Genomic DNA, 23,856 nt, shown 5'->3' on the forward strand with positions numbered 1-23,856 from the left:
CGAGGACACAACTGGGTCATGCCCCCTAATGATTCGCAAGAGCGTAAACCCCCCGGGGATGACGAGCGTCCAACTGACGTGACCACCGAGACCCTCGTGGCCGACAGGTCGTTGGGGGCGGTGCCCGTCGGATGGGACGCCGACATGGCCGTGACCGCGCTCTACAGCGCGCACTATCGGTCACTTGTGCGTCTCGCCGTGTTGCTGGTCCGTGACGTGGCCAGCGCCGAGGAAGTCGTGCAGGACGCTTTCGTCGCCATCCATGGGGCTTGGAGGCGCCTGCGGGACACCGACAAGGCACTCGCCTACCTGCGCCAATCGGTCGTCAACCGATCGCGCTCCGTGTTGCGTCATCGCGCCGTCGTGGAGAAGTACGCTCCGAAGGGGCTCCCGGACGCGCCGAGCGCCGAGAACGGCGCCATCGGCGAGCTGGAGCGTTCCGCGGTCATCGAGGCTCTGCGCCACCTGCCGACCCGGCAGCGCGAGGCACTCGTCCTGCGCTACTACGGCGACCTGTCCGAGGCCGAGATCGCGCACGCGATGGGCATCAGCAAGGGCGCGGTGAAGAGTCACACGGCCCGCGGCATGGCCGCCCTACGGATGGCACTGGAGCAGTTCTCATGACCTTCCCCACCGACGACGAGTACGGCGAGTTCCTGCGCCGTGCCATGCGGGCGGAGGCGGACTCGGTCGTGCCTTCGCCCGAAGGGCTCGACATCATCCGGCACCGCATCGAGGAGAAGAACGCCCGCGGCCTGCGCGGCCTGTTCTGGTGGCGTGTCGGCGCCTCCGTGGCCGGGGCGGCGCTGGTGGCGGGCACCGTCGTGATGCTCGTCCCCGACCTGCGCACCCAGGTGATCCACAGCACGGTCTCCAACACGGGCGACGACTCCCGGCTCCCCCCGGACACCTCGTCGGTGAACCGCCCTCCGAACACGCACACCGGTCCGCCCGCCGTCACCGGCCCGCCGTCCCGGGGCGAGGCGTCGTCGGTGGAGACGCCGCGCAGCAGCCCGACCGTCGCCCAGCCGTCGCCGTCGCCCTCTCCGAGCGACCCGTGCGCGACGCCGGAGACGCCGGCCCAGGTCGTCGAGCCGAGCGCCTCGGGCTCTCCCGCGTGCCCGACCACGACGACGCCGACGCCGCCGGTCGGCCCGTCCTCCGGTCCCACTCCGAGCCGTACGCCGACCGGGTGCTCGCGCGGTCAGTGCGAGACGCCGACGCCCCACCCGTCGACCACGCCGACGCCGGCGGCCAGCCCGTCGGCCAGCGACGTGGTCACTCCTGATCCCCCGGCCGAGTCGCCCTCGCCGTAGCGGCCGGGGCGCGGCCGGTCACCAGCGGCCGCAGCGCGACAGCAGCACGGCCGCCGCGGCCACACCCGCCGTCGAGGTGCGCAGCACCGTCGGCCCCAGCAGGGCGGGTACGGCTCCCGCCGCCCGGAACGCGGCGATCTCCTCGTCCGTGATGCCGCCCTCGGGCCCCACGACCACGACGACGTCTCCGTCGCCGGGCAGGGGGATGCCGCTCAGCGGCCGGGCGGCCTCCTCGTGGAGCACGACCCCGAGCGCGGCTCCGGCGAGCAGCTCGGCGGCCCGGGCGGTGGTCACCTGCTCGGTCACCTCGGGGAGGTGGAAGCGGCGGGCCTGCTTGCCCGCCTCGCGAGCGGTGCTCCGCCAGCGAGCGAGCGCCTTGCCGGCCCGGTCGCCCTTCCACTGTGTGACGCAGCGGGACGCCGCCCACGGGACGATCACGTCCACGCCGGCCTCGGTCATCATCTCGACCGCGAGCTCTCCCCTGTCGCCCTTGGGCAGCCCCTGGACCACGATCAGGCGCGGGCGGGCCGCCTCCACGTCGTACCGCCGGAGCACCTCGGCGGTGAGCGTGTCCTTGGCGACGTCGCGGACCACGCACTCGGCGACCCGGCCGGCGCCGTCCGTCAGGTCGAGCCGCTCTCCGGGGCGGAGCCTGCGGACGGCGGCGGCGTGCCGGCCCTCGGGGCCGTCGAGCAGGATGCGGTCGCCCTGACCGCCGGACGACGCGCCGGACAGGTCGGCGAGGAACACGGGAACGCTCATGACGTCACCAGTCGCGCGGGCACGGCGTCAGCGGCCGTTGAACGCGTCTCTCAGGCGCGAGAAGAACCCCTGCTGCCCGGGGGAGAACTTCCCGGGCGGCCGCTCCTCGCCGCGCAGCTTGGCCAGCTCGCGCAGGAGCTCCTCCTGCTGCGCGTCGAGCTTGGCGGGCGTCTCGACGTTCACGTGGATGAGCAGGTCGCCCCTGCCGGTCTCGTTGAGCCGCTGGACGCCCCTGCCGTACAGAGGGATGACCTGGCCGGCCTGGGTGGCGGGGCGCACGTCGATCTCCTCCGCGCCGTCCAGGGTCTCGATCGTGAGGATGGTGCCCAGCGCCGCCGCGGTCATCGGGATCTGGACCGTGCAGTGCAGGTCGTCGCCGCGCCGCTCGAAGATCGGGTGCGGACGCTCGGCGATCTCCAGGAAGAGGTCTCCGGGCGGGCCACCGCCGGGGCCGACCTCGCCCTCGCCGGCGAGCTGGATGTGCGTGCCGTCCTCGACGCCCGCCGGGATGCGGACCTTGATCGTACGGCGGGTGCGGACCCGGCCCTCGCCCGAGCACTCCAGACAGGGGTTGCGGATGACGCTGCCGTAGCCGCCGCACTGGGGGCACGGCCGCGAGGTCATCACCTGGCCGAGGAACGAGCGGGTGACCTGCGAGACCTCTCCCCGGCCGTGGCACATGTCGCAGGTGTCGGGGTGGGTGCCCGCGGCGGCGCCGGAGCCCTGGCACACGTCGCACAACACCGCGGTGTCGACCACGATCTCGCGGGTGGTGCCGAACGCGGTCTCCGCCAGGTCGAGCTCGACCCGGATCGTCGCGTTGCGGCCGCGCCTGGCCCGGGAACGCGGCCCGCGGGCGCCTCCGGCGCTGCCGAAGAAGGCGTCCATGATGTCGCTGAACGGGAACCCGGCGCCGAACCCGCCGGCCCCGGCACCCGCTCCGGAGCTGAACGGATCGGCTCCGAGGTCGTACATCTGGCGCTTGTTGGTGTCGGACAGGACCTCGTAGGCCTGTGTGATGTCCTTGAACCGCTCCTGCGTCTCCGGGTCAGGATTGACGTCCGGGTGCAGCTCACGGGCAAGGCGGCGATAGGCCTTCTTGATCTCTTCCTGGCTGGCGTCCCGCCGGACCCCGAGGGTCGCGTAATAGTCCTTGGCCACTTACGACCCCGCCAGGATCTGCCCGACGTAGCGCGCCACCGCGCGCACCGCACCCATCGTCACCGGATAGTCCATTCGCGTCGGGCCCAGCACTCCGAGCCGGGCCAGTTCCTTGTCGCCCGCACCGTATCCCGCGGCCACGATCGAGGTGCCGCGAAGTCCGGTGTACGGGTTCTCGGAGCCGATCCTGACGGTCAGCCCCGGCAGGTCGCCGGTCTCGCCGAGCAGCCGCATCAGCACGACCTGCTCCTCCAGCGCCTCCAGCACCGCGCGCAGGCCCACGCTGAAGTCGGCGGCCGCGAGGTTGGCGGCACCGGCGAAAACGATCTTTTCTTCGTGCCGCTCGACCAGGGTCTCCAGCAGCACCGACAGGATGGTCGCCGCCACCGGCCGATCCTCGATCGGCAGCCTGTCGGGAAGCTCCGCCACCGTCTCCGGCACGTCGGACAGGCCGCAGCCGTCCAGGCAGGAGTTCAGCACGGCGCGCAGGTGGGCGATGCGGTCGTCCGCCACCGGATCGGGCAGCTCGATCACCCGCTGCTCGACCCGGCCGGTGTTCGTGATCAGCACCAGCATGACCCGCCGCTCCGCCACCGGCACGATCTCCACGTGCCGGACCGTCGAGCGGGTCAGCGAGGGGTACTGCACGACGGCGACCTGCCGCGTGAGCTGGGCGAGCAGCCGGACGGTCCGCATGACGATCTCGTCCAGGTCCACGGCGCCGGCGAGGAAGGTCTCGATCGCCCGGCGTTCCGCCGCGGACAGGGGCTTGATGTGCGAGAGGCGGTCGACGAACAGGCGGTACCCCTTGTCCGTCGGCACCCGTCCCGCGCTGGTGTGCGGCTGGTGGATGTATCCCTGCTCCTCCAGCGCCGCCATGTCGTTGCGGATCGTGGCCGGCGAGACGCCGAGGTTGTGCTTGTCGGCGAGAGCCTTGGACCCGACCGGCTCATTGGTGGACACGTAGTCCTCGACGATGGCGCGGAGCACGGCCAGCTTGCGTTCGTCGAGCAAAGTGTCACCTCCCTGTGCATCGGGAAACACGCTATCTGGCACTCCGTGTTCCCGAGTGCCAAGTGTACGGCTACCGCCCACAGGGTGCGATAACACCAATCGGGCCGAGTAGACAAGCCGGTCGCAAACGGTTCACAAGTCGTGCTCCCTAGGGTCCGGTCATGACCGAGAACCAGAACTCCCTCCCTGGTGACGCCCGGGCCCCGTCACCGGCGTACGCCCAGGCCGGGCCGTACGCGCAGGGGCCGGGGCACGCGCAGGGCACACCGTACCCTCCGGGCGGGTACGGCATGCCGCCGTCACCGGCGCCGGGCCCGGTGCGGCCGAGGATCCTGTGGATCGTCCTCGCCTGGCTGCTCTTCGTCGTGCTGATCGTCGTGGGTGTCGCCGGGTTCGCCGGCGGGTTGACCTCGACCATCAAGGACGCCGCCGCGATCACGACGTTCACGGGCGGCGAATCCGTGAGCGTGCGGCTCGATCCGAAGGACAAGCCCGCGATCTACGCCTCGTCCGAGCAGCCGACCGACGTGAGCTGCCAGGTCGAGGGGGCGCCGGGCATGGACATCCGGCTCACCCGGCCGACCACCTCGCAGACCATCACGTTCGGCGACGTCACCTGGGAGATGGTCTTCCAGATCGGCGCCCCCACCGCGGACACGTACCAGGTCTCGTGCGAGGGCGGGGACGTCAGGTTCGGCGTCGGCAAGGAGATCCTGGGCAACGCGGGCAAGGTGATCGGCGGCGCGGTCGGGATGATCGTCCTTCCGCTCGTGGGCTTCCTGATCGCCGTCGTCGTCACGATCGTCGTGCTGGTACGGCGCTCCGGCTTCCGTAGAAGGGCGATGCGCTGACCATCGGCGGACGGCGGCGACGCCCCGGCGGACTCCGGCCCGCGGATGCCCGATTTTGCTAGCGTTCCCGGCATGTATGGGCAGGACGTGCTTTCCGGGGACTGGCGGCGGCCCGGGCGAGGGAAGATCCCCGAGGTGCCCGCCGAACGGGATCTCGTGGTGGAGGACGCCGAAGGACGCTTCTGCGGCGCCGTGGTGGCCTGTGACAAGGAGGCCGTCACCCTGGAGGACCGGTTCGGCAGGCGGCGGGTCTTCCCGCTCGCGCCCGCCGGGTTCCTCCTGGAGGGCAGGCCGGTGACCCTCGTGCGGCCGTCCGAGGACGCGGGCGGGCCGCGGCGCAGCGCCTCCGGGTCGATCGCGGTCGAGGGCCTGCGCGCCCGCGTGGCCAGGGAGAGCCGCATCTACGTGGAGGGCGTCCACGACGCCTCCCTCGTGGAGAAGATCTGGGGACACGACCTGCGGGTCGAGGGAGTGGTCGTCGAGTTCCTCGAAGGCGTCGACGACCTGCCCGCGATCGTGGAGGAGTTCGCCCCCGGCCCCGGGCGGCGGCTCGGCGTGCTGGTCGACCACCTCGTCCCCGGGTCCAAGGAGAGCCGCATCGCCTCCCAGGTGTCCGGTTCGGACGTGCTGATCGTGGGCCACCCGTACGTGGACATCTGGCAGGCGGTCAAACCGTCCGTCCTCGGCATACCGTCGTGGCCCGCGGTGCCGCGCGGCGTCCCGTGGAAGGAGGGGGTGATCGCGGCGCTCGGCTGGCGGATGGACCCCTCCGAGGCCTGGCGGCACATCCTGGGCCGCGTGACGGCGTACACGGACCTGGAGCCGGAGCTTCTCGGCCGGGTCGAGGAGCTGATCGACTTCGTCACGGAGCCCTGCGAGGACGGCTGACCGGCCCCGGGGAGAACCGGCGCGGCCGTCATGCGGGACATGAAACATGATCCACCCGGCCGCGTCCGCGGCCGTTATCTTGAGTCAAGACGACGTAAAGGAGAGGTCGCATGGCTGGCGATCCACGGGGACCGTACGAAGGCGACGCCGGGTACGGAACACCCGGTCAGGGGGATCCGGGCTACGGCGGACACGGGTACGCGGGGCCGGGCCACGGGGCCCCGGGCCACGGCTCACAGGGGTACGGGTCACAGGGCTACGGGTCACAGGGCTACGGCTCACAGGGGCACGGGTCACAGGGGTACGGCACCTCGGGGCACAGCGCCCCCGGCTATGGGACACCGGGCTACGGCACCCCCGGCTACGGACCGGATCAGGGCGCGCCCGGCTACGGGCAGCCGGGGTATGCCCAGGGCTACGGCGCCGGTGGTCACGGCACTCCCGGCTACGGCCTGGCGGCGCCGCACGTGCCGGGGCAGTACGGCCCCCGGCCCGGCACCGACGACACCAACATGGCGATGCTCTCCCACCTGTCCGGCCTGGCGAACCTCATCGCCTGGCCGCTCGGCTCGGTCGGCTCGCTCGTGATCTACATGACGCGCAAGGACCGCTCGCCGTACGTGCGGGACCAGGCGGCGGAGGCGCTGAACTTCTGGATCACCAACACGATCGCCTTCATCACGGTGATCGTGCTTTCGACCATCCTGTCCTTCGTCCTGGTCGGGATCATCGGGTTCCTGCTGCTGCCGGTCATCTGGCTGTACACGCTCGTGGTGGGGATCATGGGCACGATGGCCGCCAACCGCGGGGAGAGCTACCGCTATCCGATGACCATCCGGATGATCACCTGATCACCGCCCCCTGGTGACCGGCTCCCGCCCGATCAGGCGTCACCGCCCTCGGGCCGGGTCGCGTGGTCAGGCCAGGTCGCGGATCAGGGCGTCCGCGAGGAGCCGGCCGCGCAGCGTCAGCACGGCGCGGCCGCTCTTGAACGGCTCGACCTCCAGCAGCCCGTCGGCCAGCGCCTTGGCGCAGGCCGGACGCGCGGACGGCCGCACGTCGGCGAGCGGGAACCCGGTCGCGAGCCGGAGCTCCAGCATCAGGCGCTCGACCGCCCGGTCGTCCGCCGTCAGCACCTCGCGCGCGTGGCCGGGCGACTCGCCCGACGCGAGACGCGCGGCGTACGGCGCCGGGTGCTTGACGTTCCACCAGCGTGTGCCGCCGACGTGGCTGTGCGCGCCCGGACCGACCCCCCACCAGTCGCCGCCGGTCCAGTAGAGGAGGTTGTGGCGGCACCGCGCCTCGTCGGAGACCGCCCAGTTGGAGACCTCGTACCAGCGGAACCCGGCGGAGGCGAGCATCTCCTCCGCGATGAGGTAGCGGTCGGCGGCCACGTCGTCGTCCGGCATCGGCAGCTCGCCGCGCCGGATCCTGGCCGCCAGGCGGGTGCCCTCCTCGACGATCAGCGAGTACGCCGAGACGTGGTCGGGACCGGCGGCCAGCGCGGCGTCGAGCGATGCCCTCCAGTCGTCGTCGGTCTCACCCGGCGTCGAATAGATCAGGTCCAGGTTGACGTGGTCGAACCCGGCCTTCCTGGCCTCCTGTACGGCCGTGCCGGCCCGGCCCGGGGTGTGACGGCGGTCGAGCACGGTGAGGACGTGCTCGCTGGCGCTCTGCATGCCGAAACTCACCCGGGTGAACCCGCCGTCGCGCAGGACCTCCAGGGAGTGCTGGGTGACGGACTCGGGATTGGCCTCCGTGGTGACCTCGGCTCCGGGCGCCAGTCCGAACTCCTCGTCCACGGCGCCGAGGATGCGGACCAGGTCCTCGGGCGGGAGCAGGGTCGGCGTCCCCCCGCCGAAGAACACGGTCTCCACGGGCGGCGCGGCGTCGCCGAGGACGCGCCGGGCGAGCCGCACCTCCTCGATCGCCGTCGAGGCGTAGTCCCGCTGGGAGGCACCCGGCCCGAGCTCGGCCGCCGTGTACGTGTTGAAGTCGCAGTATCCGCACCGGGTGAGGCAGAACGGCACATGTACGTAGAAGCCGAACGGGCGGGAGCCGAGGCCGTCGAGAGCGCTGGGGGGCAACTCGCCGGACGCGGGAACCGGGTCGCCGTCGGGAAGAACGGAAGGCACCCCTCCAGTCTGCCGGTACCCGCCCGGTGCCCTTGACCGTCCTCCACAACCACCGCCTCCCGGCCCGGTTCCTGTCCCGCATGAACCGGGCCCGGCCGTCGAGCGGTGCCCTTGACCGCCCTCCACAACCACCGCCTCCCGGCCCGGCTCCCGCTGCCGCATGAACCGGGCCCGGCCGTCGTGCGGTGCCCTTGACCGCCCTCCACAACCGAGGCCGCTCGGGGTCGTCCGCTTCGGGGCCCAGGTTCGGGCCGCGTACCGGCCGGGCCACGAGGGGCGAGGAGCGCGGATCCGGGCGGGTTCCGAGCATTGACCGCCGCGTTCCCCGGAGCTACGATCCAGCAAACTTTAAGGAAACTTTCCTAAGAGTAGGGGATAGCGTGCGTCGACTCCTTCTCGCCGTGGCTCTGGCCACGGGAATCGCGGCCGCGGCCGCCTCCTCGCCCGCGCAGGCCGCGCAGGCCCGATCAGCACTCGACGAACCGGCGGCAGAGGTCACGGCGGGAGCGTCCGCGGACGCGGCGCGGAGCGGCGCGCAGGCCGAGGCGGCGCGCGGCCGGACCGGCGGGCACGACCGCTACAAGCGCGTCGGCTACTTCATCCAATGGGGCGTCTACGGCCGGAACTTCCACGTCAAGGATCTGGAGACCAGCGGCGCCGCCGCGAAACTGACCCACATCAACTACGCCTTCGGCTTCGTCGGCGCCGAGGGGACGTGTTACTCGGCGGACCCGTGGGCCGACTGGCAGCGCGGCGTGCCCGCCGAACAGAGCGTGGACGGGATCGCGGACGGCGACGACCAGGCGCTCAAGGGAAACCTCAACCAGCTCAGGAAGCTCAAGGCCAAGCACCCGAACCTGAAGGTGCTGATCTCGCTCGGCGGATGGTCCGGCTCCACGTACTTCTCCGACGCGGTGCTCACCCCGGAGTCGCGGGCGAAGCTGGCCGCGTCCTGCGTGGACCTGTGGCTCAAGGGCAACCTGCCGGACCTCCCGCAGGGCGCGGCGGCCGGGATCTTCGACGGCATCGATCTCGACTGGGAATGGCCCGGCTCCGCCGGGAACGACGGGAACGTCATCCGGCCGGAGGACAAGCAGAACTTCACGCTGTTCCTGGCAGAGCTCCGGCGGCAGATGACGGCGGCCGACCGGCACTCCGAGCTCACCGCCTTCCTGCCCGCGGCGGCGGCGAAGATCGACGCCGGGTTCGAGGTCGCCCCGGTCTTCCGCCTGCTCGACTTCGCCACGGTCCAGGGCTATGACCTGCACGGCTCCTGGGAGCTCAGGACCGGCCACAACGGCAACCTGCTGTCCGACCGCAAGGACCCGAACCCGGTGCGGTTCAGCGTGGACCAGACCGTCAAGGACTACGTGTCGCGCGGCGCGCCCAAGAGCAAGATCGTCGTGGGCGTCCCGGCGTACGGGCAGGGCTGGACCGGCGTGCGGTCCGGCGGCAACGGGCTGTACGCGCCGGCGACCGGTCCCGCCCCGGGTACCTTCGCCGCGGGCACCGAGGACTACAAGATCCTCGCCGGCAAGCCGGGCAAGCGGTACCGGGACCTGCTGACCGGCACCATGTGGCTCTACGACGGCAACGAGTTCTGGTCGTACGACGACCCCGCGGTCCTGGTACAGAAGGCGGCCTACATCCGCCTCAAGGGCCTCGGCGGCTCGATGATGTGGTCACTCGATCAGGACGACGCCAAGGCGTCGCTGACCTCGGCACTCTATTCCGTGCTGCGCTGACCGCCCCCGCGCGGCGGGGGCCGGTGTGCCTGGGTTCACATCGGCCCCCGCTCTCCCCCGGCGACGATCCGATGCCGGGACGCACCACCTCGGGGACACCGCTCCTACGCCACCGTCCCCAGGGAACCTCGTCACACGCACCGCATCGCGGACAGGACTCTCCCGCCGGCCCGGCTCAGGCGGGCGGGCCGGGAGACTTCGCGAGGGTCGCCAGTTCGAGCAGCGGAGCGAGAACCGCCTGCCGGGGATCCTCCGCCGGGTCGCCCGGCGGCTGGAAACAGCCGGCGGCCGCGTCGAGCACCGCCGTGATCACGGTCGAGTCCGGAAAGGGGATCTCGACCCCGACGGTGCCGTCCCGGTCGGGCGGGGAGTCTCCGGCATGGAGCCGAAGTATCCGTTGCGTCTCCACGGCCATGGCCACGCCGAGCATCGCGGCGCGCATGAACCGCTCGGCGGCGCGGGCGTCTGCGATCATTTCCGACCTCCGAATCGCACAGGCGTTCGATCCGAAGGTATGCCAGAGGACCGACATTTTCCGGGCTATCGAGGTTTCCGCCGGCCCGCCCCTCGCGTAACCGCCGTTCGATGCGCGTCCGGGCGAGCGCCCCCACGTGCCCGGCACATCGGCCGCCGGGTCCCGGGGGGCGGCGCGGCCGGGAAAAGCCGCCACCGAACGCTGACGCGGCGCGGAACACGCCGCATCAGCGTCAGCGGCTCACTTCTTCGGCTTGTCGGCCGAGGACGTCTCGGTGGAGAGGGCGGCCACGAACGCCTCCTGCGGAACCTCGACGCGGCCGACCATCTTCATCCGCTTCTTGCCTTCCTTCTGCTTCTCCAGCAGCTTGCGCTTACGGCTGATGTCGCCGCCGTAGCACTTGGCGAGGACGTCCTTGCGGATGGCGCGGATGTTCTCACGGGCGATGACGCGGGCCCCGATGGCCGCCTGGATGGGCACCTCGAACTGCTGCCTCGGGATGAGGTCCTTGAGCTTCTTGGCCATCTCGACGCCGTACGCGTACGCCTTCTCGCGGTGGACGATCGCGCTGAAGGCGTCGACGGCCTCGCCCTGCAGGAGGATGTCGACCTTGACGAGGTCGGCGGACTGCTCGCCGGAGGGCTCGTAGTCGAGCGAGGCGTAGCCGCGCGTCTTCGACTTGAGCTGGTCGAAGAAGTCGAAGATGATCTCGCCGAGCGGCAGGGTGTAGCGGATCTCGACCCGGTCCTCCGACAGGTAGTCCATGCCCTCGAGGCTGCCGCGCCGTCCCTGGCAGAGCTCCATGATGGCGCCGATGAACTCGGCGGGGGCGAGCAGCGTGGCCTTGACCATCGGCTCGTAGATCTCGGCGATCTTGCCTTCGGGGAACTCGGACGGGTTGGTGACGATCAGCTCGCGGCCGTCCTCCATGATCACCCGGTAGATCACGTTGGGCGCGGTGGAGATGAGCGAGAGGTTGAACTCGCGCTCCAGCCGCTCCCGCACGATCTCCATGTGGAGCAGGCCGAGGAAGCCGCAGCGGAAGCCGAAGCCGAGCGCGGCCGAGGTCTCGGGCTCGTAGACGAGCGCGGCGTCGTTGAGCCGCAGCTTGTCGAGGGCCTCGCGCAGCTCGGGGTAGTCGTCGCCGTCGATCGGATAGAGCCCGGAGTAGACCATGGGCTTGGGGTGCTCGTACCCGCCGAGCGGGTCCTGCGCCGACCGGGACGCGCTGGTGACCGTGTCGCCGACCCGCGACTGGCGGACGTCCTTCACGCCGGTGATGAGGTAGCCCACCTCGCCGACGCCGAGTCCGGCGGACGGCATGGGCTCGGGCGAGATGACGCCGATCTCCAGGAGCTCGTGCTGCGCGCCGGTGGACATCATGAGCAGCCGCTCGCGCTTGGAGAGCTGCCCGTCCACGACCCGGACGTACGTGACGACGCCCCGGTAGGTGTCGTAGACCGAGTCGAAGATCAGCGCGCGGGCGGGCGCGTCCGCGTCGCCGACGGGCGCGGGGATGGTCGCGACCACGTGGTCGAGCAGCTCCGTGACGCCGACGCCGGTCTTGCCGGAGACGCGCAGCACGTCGGACGGGTCGCACCCGATGAGCCCGGCCAGCTCCTCGGCGTACTTCTCGGGCTGGGCCGCGGGCAGGTCGATCTTGTTGAGGACCGGGATGATGTGCAGGTCGGCGCTCATGGCCAGATAGAGGTTGGCCAGCGTCTGGGCCTCGATGCCCTGGGCCGCGTCGACGAGCAGGATCGCACCCTCGCACGCCTCGAGCGAGCGGGACACCTCGTAGGAGAAGTCCACGTGACCGGGCGTGTCGATCATGTTGAGCACGTGGCCGTTCCACGGGAGCCGCACGGCCTGCGACTTGATCGTGATGCCGCGCTCTCGCTCGATGTCCATGCGGTCGAGGTACTGCGCGCGCATGGAGCGGTCGTCGACCACACCGGTGAGCTGCAGCATCCGGTCGGCGAGAGTTGACTTGCCATGGTCGATATGCGCGATGATGCAGAAGTTGCGGATCAACGCGGGGTCGGTCTGGCCAGGCTGAGTGCGCACCGAGGTCCGTTTCAACAGGGTTTGTGACTGCGAGCGACGGATCGGGCCGTGCCGTCTCCGGAGCGGCCCTCTCTCCCGTCGTCGGCTGGCGAACCAGCCAACCTCCATGGTGGCATGTCCGGATGCTTGCCTTGACCATCACCAAGCGGGTGATCAGGTGGAGCGCGATCGTCCTGGCCGTGCTGCTCGCCGCCGGACTGATCGCGCTCGCGGCGTTGCGCCTCCAGTTCACCGGCTCCCCGGCCGCCTGGGCGAGGAGCACGGGCCACGACGCGCTGTGGATGGGACACGCGTGGGTCGACGGCCGCCGCACAGCCGCCGACGTCGACGCCCTCGCCGCACGGCTGGGCTCCGTCAGGGACGTGTACGTGCACAGCGGCCCCTACTCGTACGACGGCACACTTCCCCCCGACAAATATCCCAATGCCAAAAATTTTTTGAAATGGTGGAAGGAGCGGCTTCCCGGGGTGCGGGTGTCCGCGTGGCTGGGGCAGCGCCTCGATCCGGGATTTCTCGACCTGAGCGACCCCGCGACCAGGAAACGCGTCGTCGCCGGCGCCAAGGCCCTCGTCGATCTCGGCTACGACGGCATCCATTACGACTTCGAACCGGTGCCCGACGGCGACCCCGACTTCCTGGACGTGCTCCGCGAGACCCGGCGGGTCATCGGCTCGCGCCCCTTGTCCGTCGCCACCCAGCAGATCGAGCCGCTGCCCGGCGCCGCCCTCCCCGCCCGGCTCGTCATCGGCCACGAGAAGTACTGGAGCCGCGGCTACTTCCGCGAGGTGACCGGCCTCACCGACCAGGTCGCGATCATGACGTACGACTCCTGGACCTTCCTCCCCTCGCTCTACGGCGGCCACGTCGTACGGCAGGCGGACATCGCGTTGGACCTCGTACCCGAGGACAAGACCCTGCTCATCGGGGCCCCGGCGTACCACGACCACGTCGGGGACCACGCGGAGAGCGTGGCGACGGCGGCGGAGGGCGCCCGCCTGGCCCTGACCGGCCGCGGCCGCCGCGCCAACGTGGGCCTCGCGATGTACGTCGACTTCGCGGCGACGGAGGACGACTGGCGGGAGTACGAGGATTCCTGGGTCAGGCCGCACCCCTGACGGCGTCCGTCCGGGTTAGGATTGCGACGCAGGTGACCACCCGTTCGCTCGATTTGAGCGACATCGCGGGCTGTTGGTACCCTGTTCAACTGCGTGTGGCGCGCCCTCTCTCGAGCCCGCGCGCCCCATCCGACCAAGACTCACACCGAGGCTTTCTTCGTGGCGAACATCAAGTCCCAGATCAAGCGCAACCGGCAGAACGAGAAGGCCCGGGTGCGCAACAAGGCCGTCAAGTCCTCCCTGAAGACGGCGGTCCGCAAGTTCCGCGAGGTCGCCGACCAGGGCGACGTCGAGGCGACCCTGGCCGCCCTGCGCTCCGCGAGCCGTCAGCTCGACAAGGCCGTCAGCAAGGGCGTCATCCACAAGAACCAGGCCGCCAACCGCAAGTCGGCGATCGCCAAGCGCGCCGCCGCCCTGCAGGCCGCCAAGTAGTCCCCGCTGTCGCCCGCCTCGGCGCGGGCCGCGGAGGTACGCCACGCCGCATCCCCCCGGGGGTGCGGCGTTTCGGCGTTCTCCTCCCGTTTTCGGCCTGTTTCCGGGCTGTCCCCCAGGTCCCCGCTTTTCCCGGGATCCCGCCTGCCGAGCGGTTCCCCGGCGCGCGATCCGCGGAGCGGCCGCGGTTTCGCCGACGCTGGACACCGGCTTTATTGTGATTTAGCGGATTCGATTACAGGGACCGTGCCGGGAATTCAATCCCGATCAAGTCAGAAAATGTCACGGTTTCGATATCACGTCCGGGTCGCCGCCCCGCATCGACTCCGTCACCTAACTACCTGACCGATCGTCAAGCGTCTTATGGTGAGGCGATCGAGAGGTCAATCGGGCGAACACGAGGACGGCACATGCGGGGGCGGGCACCGCTGGTATTCCGGCGCGCGTTGAGCGAGCCGCTCCTCCTGGCGGCGGCGTTCGGATCCATTCTTCTGGCCACGACCACACTGGTCGCACTCATGACGTACGCCGCCTCGGTCACCGATCGGGGCGTGCGGCAGGCGGTGGAGACCGCGTCGCTCACCGTCACCTCCACCACCGTCACCTCCTCGGTCCGGGCGAACGACTACGCCCGCATCGACACGATGGTCCGCGACGAGATCGACCGCGGGTACGCCTCGGTCCCCCACCGCGTGGTGAGCGGCGCCAAGTCCGACTCGTACGCGATGCCCGGCCAGGAGGGGCGCGAGCGGCCCGACCTGACCCGGTTCGCCACGTACGACGACCTCCAGGAGCACGCCGACCTGGTCGCCGGCGCGTGGCCGTCCGAGAGCGCCGCGAGCACGGGCACGGGTGACGGCGCCACGGTGAAGGCCGCCCTCTCGGAGCCCGCCGCCGAGGCCATGCGGGTCGCGGCGGGCGGCGCCTTCGAGGTCGTCGGACGGCTGGACGGCCGCACGGTCAAGGTCGAGGTCACCGGCGTCTTCCGGCTGCGCGCCTCGGACCGCGACCGGTGGGCGGGTGACGAACTGCTCCGCGACGGGACCCAGGTCGGCGACTACACGACGTACGGGCCGCTCGTGGTCCCCGCGAAGACGTTCCTCGGCCGGTTCGCCACCGGCGTCTCGGCGAGCTGGATGGCCGTGCCCGACCTGGGCGGTCTGACCCGTGAGGACCTGCGTCCCCTGGCCGCGTCGGTCACCGGCATCGCGGGCGCGCTCAAGGGCGGATGCACGGGATGCACGGTCTCCACCGGGCTCCCCGGAATGCTCACCCAGCTCGACCGGGCCGCGCTCGTCGCCCGCTCGACGATGCTGATCCCGGTGCTCCAGCTCCTGGTGCTCGCCGCGTACGCGCTGACCCTGACCGCCCGGCTGCTGACCGACCACCGCAGGATGGAGATCGCGCTGCTGCGCTCGCGCGGCGCGGGATCGGTCCGCCTGGCCGCCCTCGCGGGCGGCGAGGCGCTGCTGGTCGCGCTGCCCTGCGCGATCGCCGCGCCGTACCTGGCGCCGCTCCTGCTCGCGCTCATCGGCGGGTCCGGGACGCCGCTGTGGCAGGCGCCCGGCGTTGCCACCTTCGCCGTCGCGGTCGGCGTGGCGCTCGCCTGCGCCGTGCTCCTCGCGCTTCCCGCCGTCCGCGGCGCCCGCAGGACGTACGTCGAGGAGCAGGGGGCGCGCGGGCGCGGCGAGCGGCAGGGCCTGATCCAGCGGGCCGGTGCCGACCTCGCGCTGCTCGTGGTGGCGGCGCTGGCGATCTGGCAGCTCCAGCGTTACGGCGCGCCGGTGACCGAGACGACGAGCGGCGATCTGGGCATCGACCCGCTCATCGTGACGGGGCCGGCGCTCGCGCTGCTGTGCGGCGGCCTGCTGGGCCTGCGGCTGGTCCCCCTCATCTCCCGGCTCCTGGAGCGGGTGACGGCGCGGCGGCCCGGGTTCGCCGCCGCCGTCGGAGTGCGGCAGGTGAGCAGGCGGTCCGCCCGCTATTCGGGCCCGGCGCTGCTGCTGACCATGGCCGTCGCGATCGGCGCGCTGTCCCTCGCCACCACGGCCACCTGGCGGCAGTCGCAGGACGACCAGGCCAGGCATCTCTCCGGTGCCGACCTGCGGGTGACCGCCGCGCAGGGCGACACGGCGGACGGCTACGCGTCGCTGCCCGGGGTCACCTCGATCATGCCGGTCCACCGGGTGCGGGCGGCCATGGGAGGCGGCGACGTCGACCTCGTCGCGGCGGACGCGGCCAAGCTGCCCGAGGTCATGCTGATGCGTCCGGATCTGTCCGACCTGCCGCTCGCCACGCTGGCCGCCCGTCTCGTCCCGAACGGCCCGGCGCTGCCGGTCGTGGTCACCGACGACCTGGCCAAGGAGCGCACGCTGACCGTCGGCACGTCGCCCGTCCCGATCGAGGTGGTGGGCACCGTACGGGCCATGCCGGGCACGCCCGCGGGTTCCTCGGCGGTCCTCGCCGACCTGTCCGCGCTGCGTACGGCGGGCAAGGTCCCGGCCGCGGCGACGGAGTGGTGGCTGGCCGTCTCCGGCGACGACACCTCTGCCGCGGCGGCGGCCCTGGCGAAGCGGGACACGGACGTGATCGAGATCGGCGCCCTGACCCGGCAGCTCAGGGACGACCCGCTGGCGGGCGGCCTGCGGGGGGCGCTGCTTCTCGGGTTCGTCGCCGCGCTCGCGTTCGCCGTGCTGGGCTTCCTGGTGAACGCGGCCGTGTCCGCGAGGGAGCGGCGGTCGGAGTTCGCGCTGCTCGGGGCGCTCGGCGTCGGTTTCCGGCAGATGCTCGGCCTGCTCGCCGTCGAGCAGTCGTTCGTCATCGCGCTGTCGCTGGTCGCCGGAGTGCTGCTCGCGGTGATCGTGGCCATGGCGGTGGTGCCGTCCATCGTGCTGACCGGGCAGGCGACGGCGGTGACGCCGTCGGTGATGCTGGACATCCCGTGGCCGGGCATCGCCGCGCTCGGCCTCGCGGTCGCGGCGGTGCTCGTGGTGGTCGTGTACGGGCTGGCCCGCTCGCTGCACCGGCGCGGGCCGGGCGGCGTGCTGCGTTCGGGGGAGGACCGATGATCCGGCTGCTCGCGGCCCACAGAGGCACGGCGGCCCTGCTCGCGCTGCTCACGCTGGCCGGGTCGCTGCTGCTGGCCGGGCTCCCCCGGGCCCTGGAGACGTCCCTGGACGAGAGCGCGGCAACCACGCTGCGCACCTCGCCTCCGCTGACGACCGCGCTGACCGTCAACTTGAACGGCTCCTACAGCTTCACCCCGCCGAAGAGCATCGATGAGATTGCGCGGGCGAACGAGTCCTGGCGGTCCTCGATGCCGCCGACCATACGCGGCGTCCTGGACGGCGTCCCCAGGTTCGGCCACGTCATAGAGCACAAGATGCAGATCGGGCGGCACCGCTACCTGCTCCTCGGCTGGGCCAACGACATGGCCTCCCGGATCAGGTACGTCGCGGGCGAGGCCCCCGGGCCGGGTGACGGGCCCAAGCGGCTCGAGATCTCCCTCCCGGCCAAGCCCGCCGCCGAGTTCGGGATCAAGCTCGGCGACACGATCTCGTTCGAGGGCTACCAGGCCGTCGTCACCGGCATCTGGGAGCCGCTGGCCCCTGAGGACCCGTACTGGAGCACCTACCAGAACGGGAGGACGGAGGTCGTCAAGACCCGTCCGCCGCTCGCCGACGAGGACGACCTGCAGATCTTCGGCCTGGCCAACGGAGACGCGCTGGCGAGCGGGGCCCTCCGGGTGCTCTATAGCTGGACGTTCCAGGTGAACCCGGCGGCCGTCACCGCCCGCAACGCGCGGGACGTGCTCGACGCGGTGGCCGAGGCGGACCGCATGGTGACGTCCGGCCCGCAGACCGTCTCCGTCACCACGGGAATCCCCGTCCAAGGAGGGGGCAGCACCCTCTTCACCGGGCTCGACCGGATTCTCACGGAGTTCCTCGACCGGCTCGCCACCACACGCGCGCTGATGGTGGTCCTCCTCGGCGGGTTCGCCGTGGCCTGCCTCGGCACGATCGCCCTCACCGTACGGCTCCTCGGCGCGCGGATGCACGGCAGCCTCTCGCTGATGCGGGCGCGCGGCGCGGCATTGCCGAAGGTCACGACCGTGGGCGGCGGGGTCGTCGCGCTCGCCGTCGCGCCCGCGGCCCTGGTCGGCGCCGCGCTCTCCCTGCTGGTGCCCGGGCCGTCCCTGCCGATCCTGCTGCTCGGCCCCGTGGCGCTGGCCGCCGCCGCCATCGCGTACGCGTGCGGGGCGACGGCGCACACCCACCGGCAGCCCCTCAACGAGCGCAGGGACGACGTGGTGGCGCGCCGGCCGTCCCCCCGGCGGATCGCCCTGGAGGTCCTGGTCGTCCTGCTCGGGGCCGGAGGCGTCCAGCTCCTGCGCAGCCGCGGCCTCGGCGACGACCCGTTCATGATGGCGGTGCCCGCGCTGCTCACGGTGGCCGCCGCGCTGGTCGCGCTGCGCGTCTACCCGTTCCCGCTCCGGCTGCTGCTGCGCCTCGCCGCCCGCCGCCGGGACGCCGCGCCGTACCTGGGGCTGGCCATGGCGGCGCGGGCCGCGACCGGCGCGACCCTGCCGGTGCTGACGTTGCTGCCCGCGCTCGCGATCTGCGCGTACGGCGCGGTGACCGCCGACGGCCTCGCCACGGCGCAGCGTCTGGCCGCCTGGCAGCGGGTCGGCGCCGAGGTCCGGGTCGAGCGGTCGGAGGGCATCCCGGCGGACCTCGTCGAGCGGATCAGGAAGACGCCCGGGGTGGACCAGGTCGTGCCCGCCGCGGTCGGCCGGACCCACGCCGAGGTGGGGTGGCAGGGCCGTGACACCGCCGTCGTGGCGGTCGACCTGAACGCCTACCGGAAGCTGGTGGCGGGCAGCCCGCTGGACATCCCCGCGGCGCCCGCGAGCGGGGCCCTCGTGTCGTCCGACATGGCCGCGATGGCGAGCTTCGACGTCACCTGGCCCGAGCGGCTGGCCGTACAGCCCAAGGGGAAGATCGCGTCGCTGCCGGGGGTGGACACCACCGGCCTGGGGCTCATCGTCCTCCCCGCCCTGCCGCAGCACACGAACACCCTGCTGATCAGCGGCGACGCCGAGGCCGTCAAGGCGGCCATGCCGGCCGGCACGGTGATCCGCACCGTGGACGGCACGCTCACGGAGATCACCTCGGTGCCGCTCACGTCCAGCCTGATGACCGGGCTGCGCGTCGTCACGCTGGCCCTGGCCGCGTACGCGCTGGCGGCGGTGGCGATCATGCTGGTGTCGGGGGCGGCGGAGCGGTCCCGCGCCCTGACCCTGCTGCACGCGATCGGCCTGACCCGCCGCCAGGCGAAGGGCATGACGGTGCTCGAAGTCGGCCCGGTGCTCGTTCTCGCCGTTCTCGCCGGGCTCGCGCTCGGGCTCGGCCTGCCCACGCTGCTCGGGAAGGGCATCGACCTGTCCGCGTACGCCGGGCTGCGGTTCGGCGACTATCCGATCGACCCGGTCATGCCCGCCCTGCTGGCCGGCGGCGTGGCCGTCGTCGCCCTGGCGGGCGTCTACCTTGGAGGCAGCCGTGCAAAGTCTCGCTGATCTGGAGGCGCGGGCCGGAGCGGCGAAGCCCGCGTTCGGCGCGGCCGCCCACATCCTGTGCGACAACCTCGTCCGCATCTACAAGACCGAGGGCGTCGAGGTGGTCGCCCTGCAGGGACTCGACCTGCTGATCGACAAGGGCGAGCTGATCGCCATCGTCGGCGCGTCCGGGTCGGGCAAGTCGACGCTGCTCAACGTGCTGTCCGGGCTCGACGTGCCGACCGCCGGGCTCGCCCGGGTCGCCGGCATGGACCTGCTGTCGATGACCGCCAAGGACCGGCTGCGGTTCCGCCGCTTCGTCGTCGGGTTCATCTGGCAGCAGACGGCCCGCAACCTGCTGCCCTATCTCACCGCGCAGGAGAACGTGCTGCTGCCGATGCGGCTGGCCGCCGGGAAGGCGGACCGAGTGCGGGCGGCCGAGCTGCTCGACCTGCTCGGCGTGGCCGACTGCTCCGGACGGCGTCCCGGCGAGATGTCGGGCGGCCAGCAGCAGCGCGTCGCCATCGCGGTGGCGCTGGCCAACTCGCCCGAGGTGATCCTCGCGGACGAGCCGACCGGCGAGCTCGACAGCGACACCTCCGAGGAGGTGTTCGGCGCGCTGCGCCGGGCCAACCGGGAGCTCGGCGTCACCACCGTCATCGTGACGCACGACCCCATGGTCGCCGACCAGGTGGACCGTACGATCGGCATCCGGGACGGCCGCACCTCCAGCGAGACGCTGCGCCGCACGTCCGAGGACGGCGGCCTGATCGCCGAGGAGTACGCCGTGCTCGACCGGGCCGGCCGGCTGCAGCTCCCGCGCGACTTCATGACCGCGCTGGACATGGAACGCCGGGTGCGGCTGGAGCTCGAACGCGACCACATCGGGGTGTGGCCCGCCAACCAGGGAGACGAGCAGTCATGACGGATCCGACACAGCCGCTGGTCGTCGTCGAGGGTGTGCGCAAGGTGTACCCCAAGGGGGTCGAGGCCCTGCGCGGGGTGTCGTTCGAGGCGTACCCGGGCGAACTGGTCGCGATCCGCGGCCGGTCCGGGTCGGGCAAGACGACGTTGCTCAACATGGTCGGCGGCCTGGACCGGCCGGACGAGGGCCGGGTCGAGGTCGCCGGGCGGCCCGTGACCGAGCTGCCCGAGGCCGCCCTGCTGGAGCTGCGCCGGGACGTGATCGGGTTCGTGTTCCAGACGTTCGGGCTGATCCCGGTGTTGTCCGCGGCCGAGAACGTCGGGGTGCCGCTCCGCCTGGCCCGCGCCGCGGTCGCCGAGCGGGACGAGCGGGTCAGGGTGCTGCTCACCCTGGTCGGGCTCGGGGATCACATGAACCAGCGGCCGTACGAGTTGTCCGGCGGGCAGCAGCAGCGGGTGGCCATCGCCCGGTCGCTGGCGAACCGGCCGCGCCTGCTCATCGCGGACGAGCCGACCGGGCAGCTCGACTCGCACACCGCGCTCCAGATCATGCAGCTCATCCAGACGCTCGTCCGCAGCGAAGGGGTGACGGCGCTGGTCGCCACCCACGATCCCAAGCTGATCACGCTCGCCGACCGCGTGCTGGAGCTGCGCGACGGCGCCATCCTGCAGGAAGCCGCCGCCTGAGCCGCCCCCGCCCGGCGACCGTGACACCGGAGAAGCCCGGCTGAACGCCGCTGCCGGTTCGCCGGCTCGGACAGGCAGGGGCCGTACAGCGCGGCGGACGACCCCGAACCGAGATCGGCTGAAGACCGAGTCGGGGTCGAGGGCGGGTACGGATCAGCGACCGGTGCGGCTCGCGACGATGACCTGCACCGCCCGCTCCAGCGCGTACGCCGGGTCGGTGCCCCCTCCCTTCACCTGCTCGTCGGCGACGGCGACGGCCTGCATGGCTCGGGAGATGCCGTCCTGGCCCCACCCCGTGAGCTGGCGCTTCACCCGGTCGATCTTCCAGGGAGGCATGCCGACATGGCTTGCGAGCTGGCCGCCCCGGAGGTTGCGGGGGGCGCCCCCGATCTTGGCGAGCGATCGGAGGCCACCCGCGAGGGCGCTGACGATCAGTACGGGCGCCACGCCGGTCGCCAGCGCCCACCGGAGCTGTTCGAGCGCCTCGCCGAGCTTGCCCTCGATCGCCAGGTCCGCGATGGTGAAGCCGCTGACCTCGGCCCGGCCGCGGTGATACCTGGCCACCGCGGCCTCGTCGATGCCCTTGCCGGGGGTGTCGAAGGCGAGCTGACCGCAGGCGGCCGCGAGCTCGCGTAGATCGCTCCCCACCGCGTCGAGAAGCGCCTGCGCGGCGGACGGCGTGATCGACCGGCCGGCTCGCTTGATCTCCCCCTTGATGAAGTCCAACCGCTCGGCCGGCTTCGTGAGTTTGGAGACGGTGACGACGTCCGCCCCGGCCTTCTTCACGCCGTCGACGAGCGCCTTGCCCTTCACACCACCCGGATGCGCGAGCACGAGGACCGTGTCCTCCGCCGGATGCGCCGTGTACTTGACGATCTCGGCGATGACGTCCTTGGAGAGGTCCTGGGCGGACCGGATCACGATCACCGACCTGTCGCCGAAGAGCGAGGGGGAGGCCAGGCCGGTGAGTTCGCCCGGCTCGACCTTCCCGCCCACGAGGTCGTGGACCTCCGCACCGGCATCGTCGGCGCGCACGGCCGCCACGACGGACGAGACCGCCCGGTCGGCCAGGAGCTCCTCGTCGCCGACGACCAGGGTCACGGGTGCTGGATTGGCCATGTCTGGCAGCATGCCACGCCCGGCCCCGACTCCGGGAATCGGATCGAAGCCCCCTTCCCTCCGTGTTGCCGTTCGATGCGAAGGGGACTTAGGGTTTCGATCTGTGACTGCCGGGTCGGCCATGGGCCAAGAGCGAGTGAGGCACCCGGCCACGGCGTGATCGGCCGGCGGGCGAGAGGCCCGCCTTGCGCACTGCCACGGATCGCACGGTCGTTTCCCCTGTTCGCGGGCTGTCCGCCGGTCGCCGGGTTCCCGTTCCGGGTGTCCCCCGTTTCCGACGCCCCGGGCCGGTTCGTTCAGGCTCCCGGGTCCGCGGCCCATCCGTTCCCTGCTGCGGTACGCCCAGCCGTCCCGGTGCGAGAGGCCGAGCCACGTGCGCCCGGTCACCTCGATCACAGCCGGAGAACGTGGGCAGTCCGGAAACGCCTGTATACGAGCGAACGACTTGTGCGTGGTACGTCGGCGCAGCCGGGAAAACCAGCCCGGCCGGAGACGACGGCGTATGAGCGAAGAGCCCGTGTGCGGTCACGTCGGCGCAGACCGGTAAACACGGCACAGCCCGACGACGCCCGCGTACGGGTGAATGGTCCGAGCGAGGTCGCTTCGGCCGGAGCGGGGACGCGTGGAATTCCCACGCACAGACGATGGCCGCATCAGGATGCCCGCAGACGCATGGTGACGCCTTGTGCGTATTCCCATCACCCATTGAGCAGCCTTCGCCATTTCGGTGAAAGGCAAATGAATTCGGAGAGGAAAGCGGAGAATGCCCAACGATTTCAACCAGAAGATCATCGAGGAGTTTCGCGCCAACGGCGGCCGGGTCGGCGGCCCGTTCGAAGGGGGCCGGTTACTCCTGTTGACCACGACGGGAGCACGATCCGGTGTTCCTCACACGACGCCGGTCGGTTACCTGCATGACGGCGGCGACCGACTTCTCGTGATCGCGTCCGCCGGCGGCGGGCCGAAGCACCCGGACTGGTTCCACAACCTGGTCGCCAACCAGCGGGTGACCGTCGAGGACGGCGTGTTCACCTATGAGGCGGAGGCCGTCGTGTTGGACGGCCCCGAACGCGACGAGGTCTTCGCGCGCGCCGTCGAGGCCGATCCGGGCTGGGGCGACTACCAGGCCAAGACGGCGCGTGTCATCCCCGTGGTCGCCCTCACGCCCGTCACCGTCGGACCGCCGCAGGCGTCGTCACCGGGTGCGGCGCTCAAGGCGGTCCACGACGCCTTCCGACGGGAACTCGCTCTGATCCGCAAGGAGGTCACCCGGTCCGGGGTCGGCATCGGCGCCCAGCTCCGGGTGAACTGCCTGACCCTCTGCCAGGGGCTGCACGTCCATCACACCCATGAGGACGAGGGGATGTTCCCCTTCTTCGCCGAGCACAACCCCGAGCTGCGCCCCGCCCTGGACCGGATGCGGCAGGAACACGAGAGGGTGGCGGTCCTTCTCGACGCCTTGCGGAATGTCGTGTCGGCCGAAGGCGGAGATCCCCTGTCGGTGCTCCGTGAGGTCGAGCGGCTCACGGACGAACTCGAAAGCCACCTGGCCTACGAGGAAGAGCAACTGATCCCCCTCCTCGACGCCTCGGCCCACTGACACGGTCGAGG

At 71.6% G+C, this 23,856-nt stretch carries 20 protein-coding genes; 13 read left to right on the forward strand and 7 right to left on the reverse strand.

The features are described from left to right. Positions 1-144 precede the first annotated feature (144 nt). Positions 145-624 carry a SigE family RNA polymerase sigma factor gene (locus AWQ70_RS20160; RefSeq protein ID WP_061257740.1) on the forward strand — a complete coding sequence of 160 codons (480 nt, stop codon included), beginning with the start codon at positions 145-147 and terminating at the stop codon, positions 622-624. Further along, the gene (locus AWQ70_RS20165; RefSeq protein ID WP_067178277.1) at positions 621-1,316 is read left to right on the forward strand and encodes a hypothetical protein; all 696 of its coding nucleotides are present in this window, start codon (positions 621-623) and stop codon (positions 1,314-1,316) included. Before AWQ70_RS20160 ends, AWQ70_RS20165 begins: the two co-directional genes overlap by 4 nt. Positions 1,317-1,334: 18 nt before the next feature. Here the strand turns inward: AWQ70_RS20165 and AWQ70_RS20170 are convergent, their stop codons facing one another. Genes AWQ70_RS20170 through hrcA form a run of 3 tightly spaced genes read right to left on the reverse strand, consistent with a single transcriptional unit; the run spans position 1,335 to position 4,253 of the window. Beyond that, on the reverse strand, positions 1,335-2,078 hold the full coding sequence (locus AWQ70_RS20170; protein WP_067178280.1) for a 16S rRNA (uracil(1498)-N(3))-methyltransferase: 744 nt from the start codon (positions 2,076-2,078) through the stop codon (positions 1,335-1,337). 27 nt (positions 2,079-2,105) lie between these two features. Next, positions 2,106-3,239: a molecular chaperone DnaJ gene (gene dnaJ / locus AWQ70_RS20175; RefSeq protein ID WP_067178283.1), complete on the reverse strand. Its 1,134-nt coding sequence runs from the start codon at positions 3,237-3,239 to the stop codon at positions 2,106-2,108. Then, on the reverse strand, positions 3,240-4,253 hold the full coding sequence (gene hrcA / locus AWQ70_RS20180; RefSeq protein WP_067178285.1) for a heat-inducible transcriptional repressor HrcA: 1,014 nt from the start codon (positions 4,251-4,253) through the stop codon (positions 3,240-3,242). Between the two features lie 161 nt (positions 4,254-4,414). Between hrcA and AWQ70_RS20185 the strand changes: the two genes are divergently transcribed. The 3 genes from AWQ70_RS20185 (at position 4,415) to AWQ70_RS42050 (ending at position 6,843) form a co-directional block, all read left to right on the forward strand. After that, a complete protein-coding gene (locus AWQ70_RS20185; protein WP_067178286.1) occupies positions 4,415-5,104 on the forward strand; it encodes a hypothetical protein in 690 nt (229 codons plus the stop codon). A gap of 72 nt (positions 5,105-5,176) precedes the next feature. Next, positions 5,177-5,992: a DUF3097 domain-containing protein gene (locus AWQ70_RS20190; RefSeq protein WP_067178289.1), complete on the forward strand. Its 816-nt coding sequence runs from the start codon at positions 5,177-5,179 to the stop codon at positions 5,990-5,992. A 110-nt stretch (positions 5,993-6,102) separates the two neighbouring features. Then, the gene (locus AWQ70_RS42050; RefSeq protein ID WP_157530201.1) at positions 6,103-6,843 is read left to right on the forward strand and encodes a DUF4870 domain-containing protein; all 741 of its coding nucleotides are present in this window, start codon (positions 6,103-6,105) and stop codon (positions 6,841-6,843) included. 66 nt (positions 6,844-6,909) lie between these two features. On the opposite strand, the gene hemW is transcribed toward AWQ70_RS42050, so the two are convergent. Then, complete coding sequence (gene hemW, locus AWQ70_RS20200) at positions 6,910-8,127, reverse strand: radical SAM family heme chaperone HemW (RefSeq protein WP_067178291.1); 1,218 nt, start codon at positions 8,125-8,127, stop codon at positions 6,910-6,912. A 380-nt stretch (positions 8,128-8,507) separates the two neighbouring features. On the opposite strand from hemW, the gene AWQ70_RS20205 reads away from it, so the two are divergent. Continuing rightward, a complete protein-coding gene (locus AWQ70_RS20205) occupies positions 8,508-9,872 on the forward strand; it encodes a glycoside hydrolase family 18 protein (protein WP_084517468.1) in 1,365 nt (454 codons plus the stop codon). A 175-nt stretch (positions 9,873-10,047) separates the two neighbouring features. Here AWQ70_RS20205 and AWQ70_RS20210 read toward each other — a convergent pair whose 3' ends face one another. After that, the gene (locus tag AWQ70_RS20210) at positions 10,048-10,347 is read right to left on the reverse strand and encodes a hypothetical protein (RefSeq protein ID WP_067178293.1); all 300 of its coding nucleotides are present in this window, start codon (positions 10,345-10,347) and stop codon (positions 10,048-10,050) included. Between the two features lie 240 nt (positions 10,348-10,587). Beyond that, positions 10,588-12,414, reverse strand: coding sequence for a translation elongation factor 4 (gene lepA, locus AWQ70_RS20215; RefSeq protein ID WP_067178296.1), 1,827 nt, complete (start codon positions 12,412-12,414; stop codon positions 10,588-10,590). 122 nt (positions 12,415-12,536) lie between these two features. Between lepA and AWQ70_RS20220 the strand changes: the two genes are divergently transcribed. From AWQ70_RS20220 to AWQ70_RS20245, 6 genes are all read left to right on the forward strand, one after another. Continuing rightward, positions 12,537-13,529, forward strand: a complete 993-nt coding sequence (locus AWQ70_RS20220) for a glycoside hydrolase family 18 protein (RefSeq protein WP_067178298.1) — start codon at positions 12,537-12,539, stop codon at positions 13,527-13,529. Between the two features lie 159 nt (positions 13,530-13,688). Further along, positions 13,689-13,961 (forward strand): 30S ribosomal protein S20, encoded by a 273-nt coding sequence (gene rpsT, locus AWQ70_RS20225; protein ID WP_067178300.1) that lies wholly within the window; start codon positions 13,689-13,691, stop codon positions 13,959-13,961. Positions 13,962-14,407: 446 nt separating this feature from the next. After that, complete coding sequence (locus AWQ70_RS20230) at positions 14,408-17,029, forward strand: ABC transporter permease (RefSeq protein ID WP_169808710.1); 2,622 nt, start codon at positions 14,408-14,410, stop codon at positions 17,027-17,029. Beyond that, positions 17,026-19,536, forward strand: a complete 2,511-nt coding sequence (locus AWQ70_RS20235) for an FtsX-like permease family protein (RefSeq protein WP_067178305.1) — start codon at positions 17,026-17,028, stop codon at positions 19,534-19,536. The genes AWQ70_RS20230 and AWQ70_RS20235 overlap by 4 nt, the downstream gene beginning before the upstream one ends. Then, on the forward strand, positions 19,520-20,440 hold the full coding sequence (locus AWQ70_RS20240) for an ABC transporter ATP-binding protein (RefSeq protein WP_174552404.1): 921 nt from the start codon (positions 19,520-19,522) through the stop codon (positions 20,438-20,440). Before AWQ70_RS20235 ends, AWQ70_RS20240 begins: the two co-directional genes overlap by 17 nt. Continuing rightward, entirely contained in the window at positions 20,437-21,126 is a 690-nt protein-coding gene (locus AWQ70_RS20245; RefSeq protein WP_067178542.1) for an ABC transporter ATP-binding protein, read from the forward strand. The genes AWQ70_RS20240 and AWQ70_RS20245 overlap by 4 nt, the downstream gene beginning before the upstream one ends. Positions 21,127-21,279: 153 nt before the next feature. Here AWQ70_RS20245 and holA read toward each other — a convergent pair whose 3' ends face one another. Beyond that, on the reverse strand, positions 21,280-22,245 hold the full coding sequence (gene holA, locus AWQ70_RS20250) for a DNA polymerase III subunit delta (RefSeq protein ID WP_218004604.1): 966 nt from the start codon (positions 22,243-22,245) through the stop codon (positions 21,280-21,282). 763 nt (positions 22,246-23,008) lie between these two features. Here holA and AWQ70_RS20255 point away from each other — a divergent pair. Further along, positions 23,009-23,845 carry a nitroreductase/quinone reductase family protein gene (locus tag AWQ70_RS20255; protein WP_067178544.1) on the forward strand — a complete coding sequence of 279 codons (837 nt, stop codon included), beginning with the start codon at positions 23,009-23,011 and terminating at the stop codon, positions 23,843-23,845. The last annotated feature ends 11 nt before the right edge of the window (positions 23,846-23,856 follow it).

Source organism: Microtetraspora niveoalba (assembly GCF_001570405.1).
In the GTDB taxonomy this organism is placed as follows: Bacteria; Actinomycetota; Actinomycetes; order Streptosporangiales; family Streptosporangiaceae; genus Microtetraspora; species Microtetraspora niveoalba.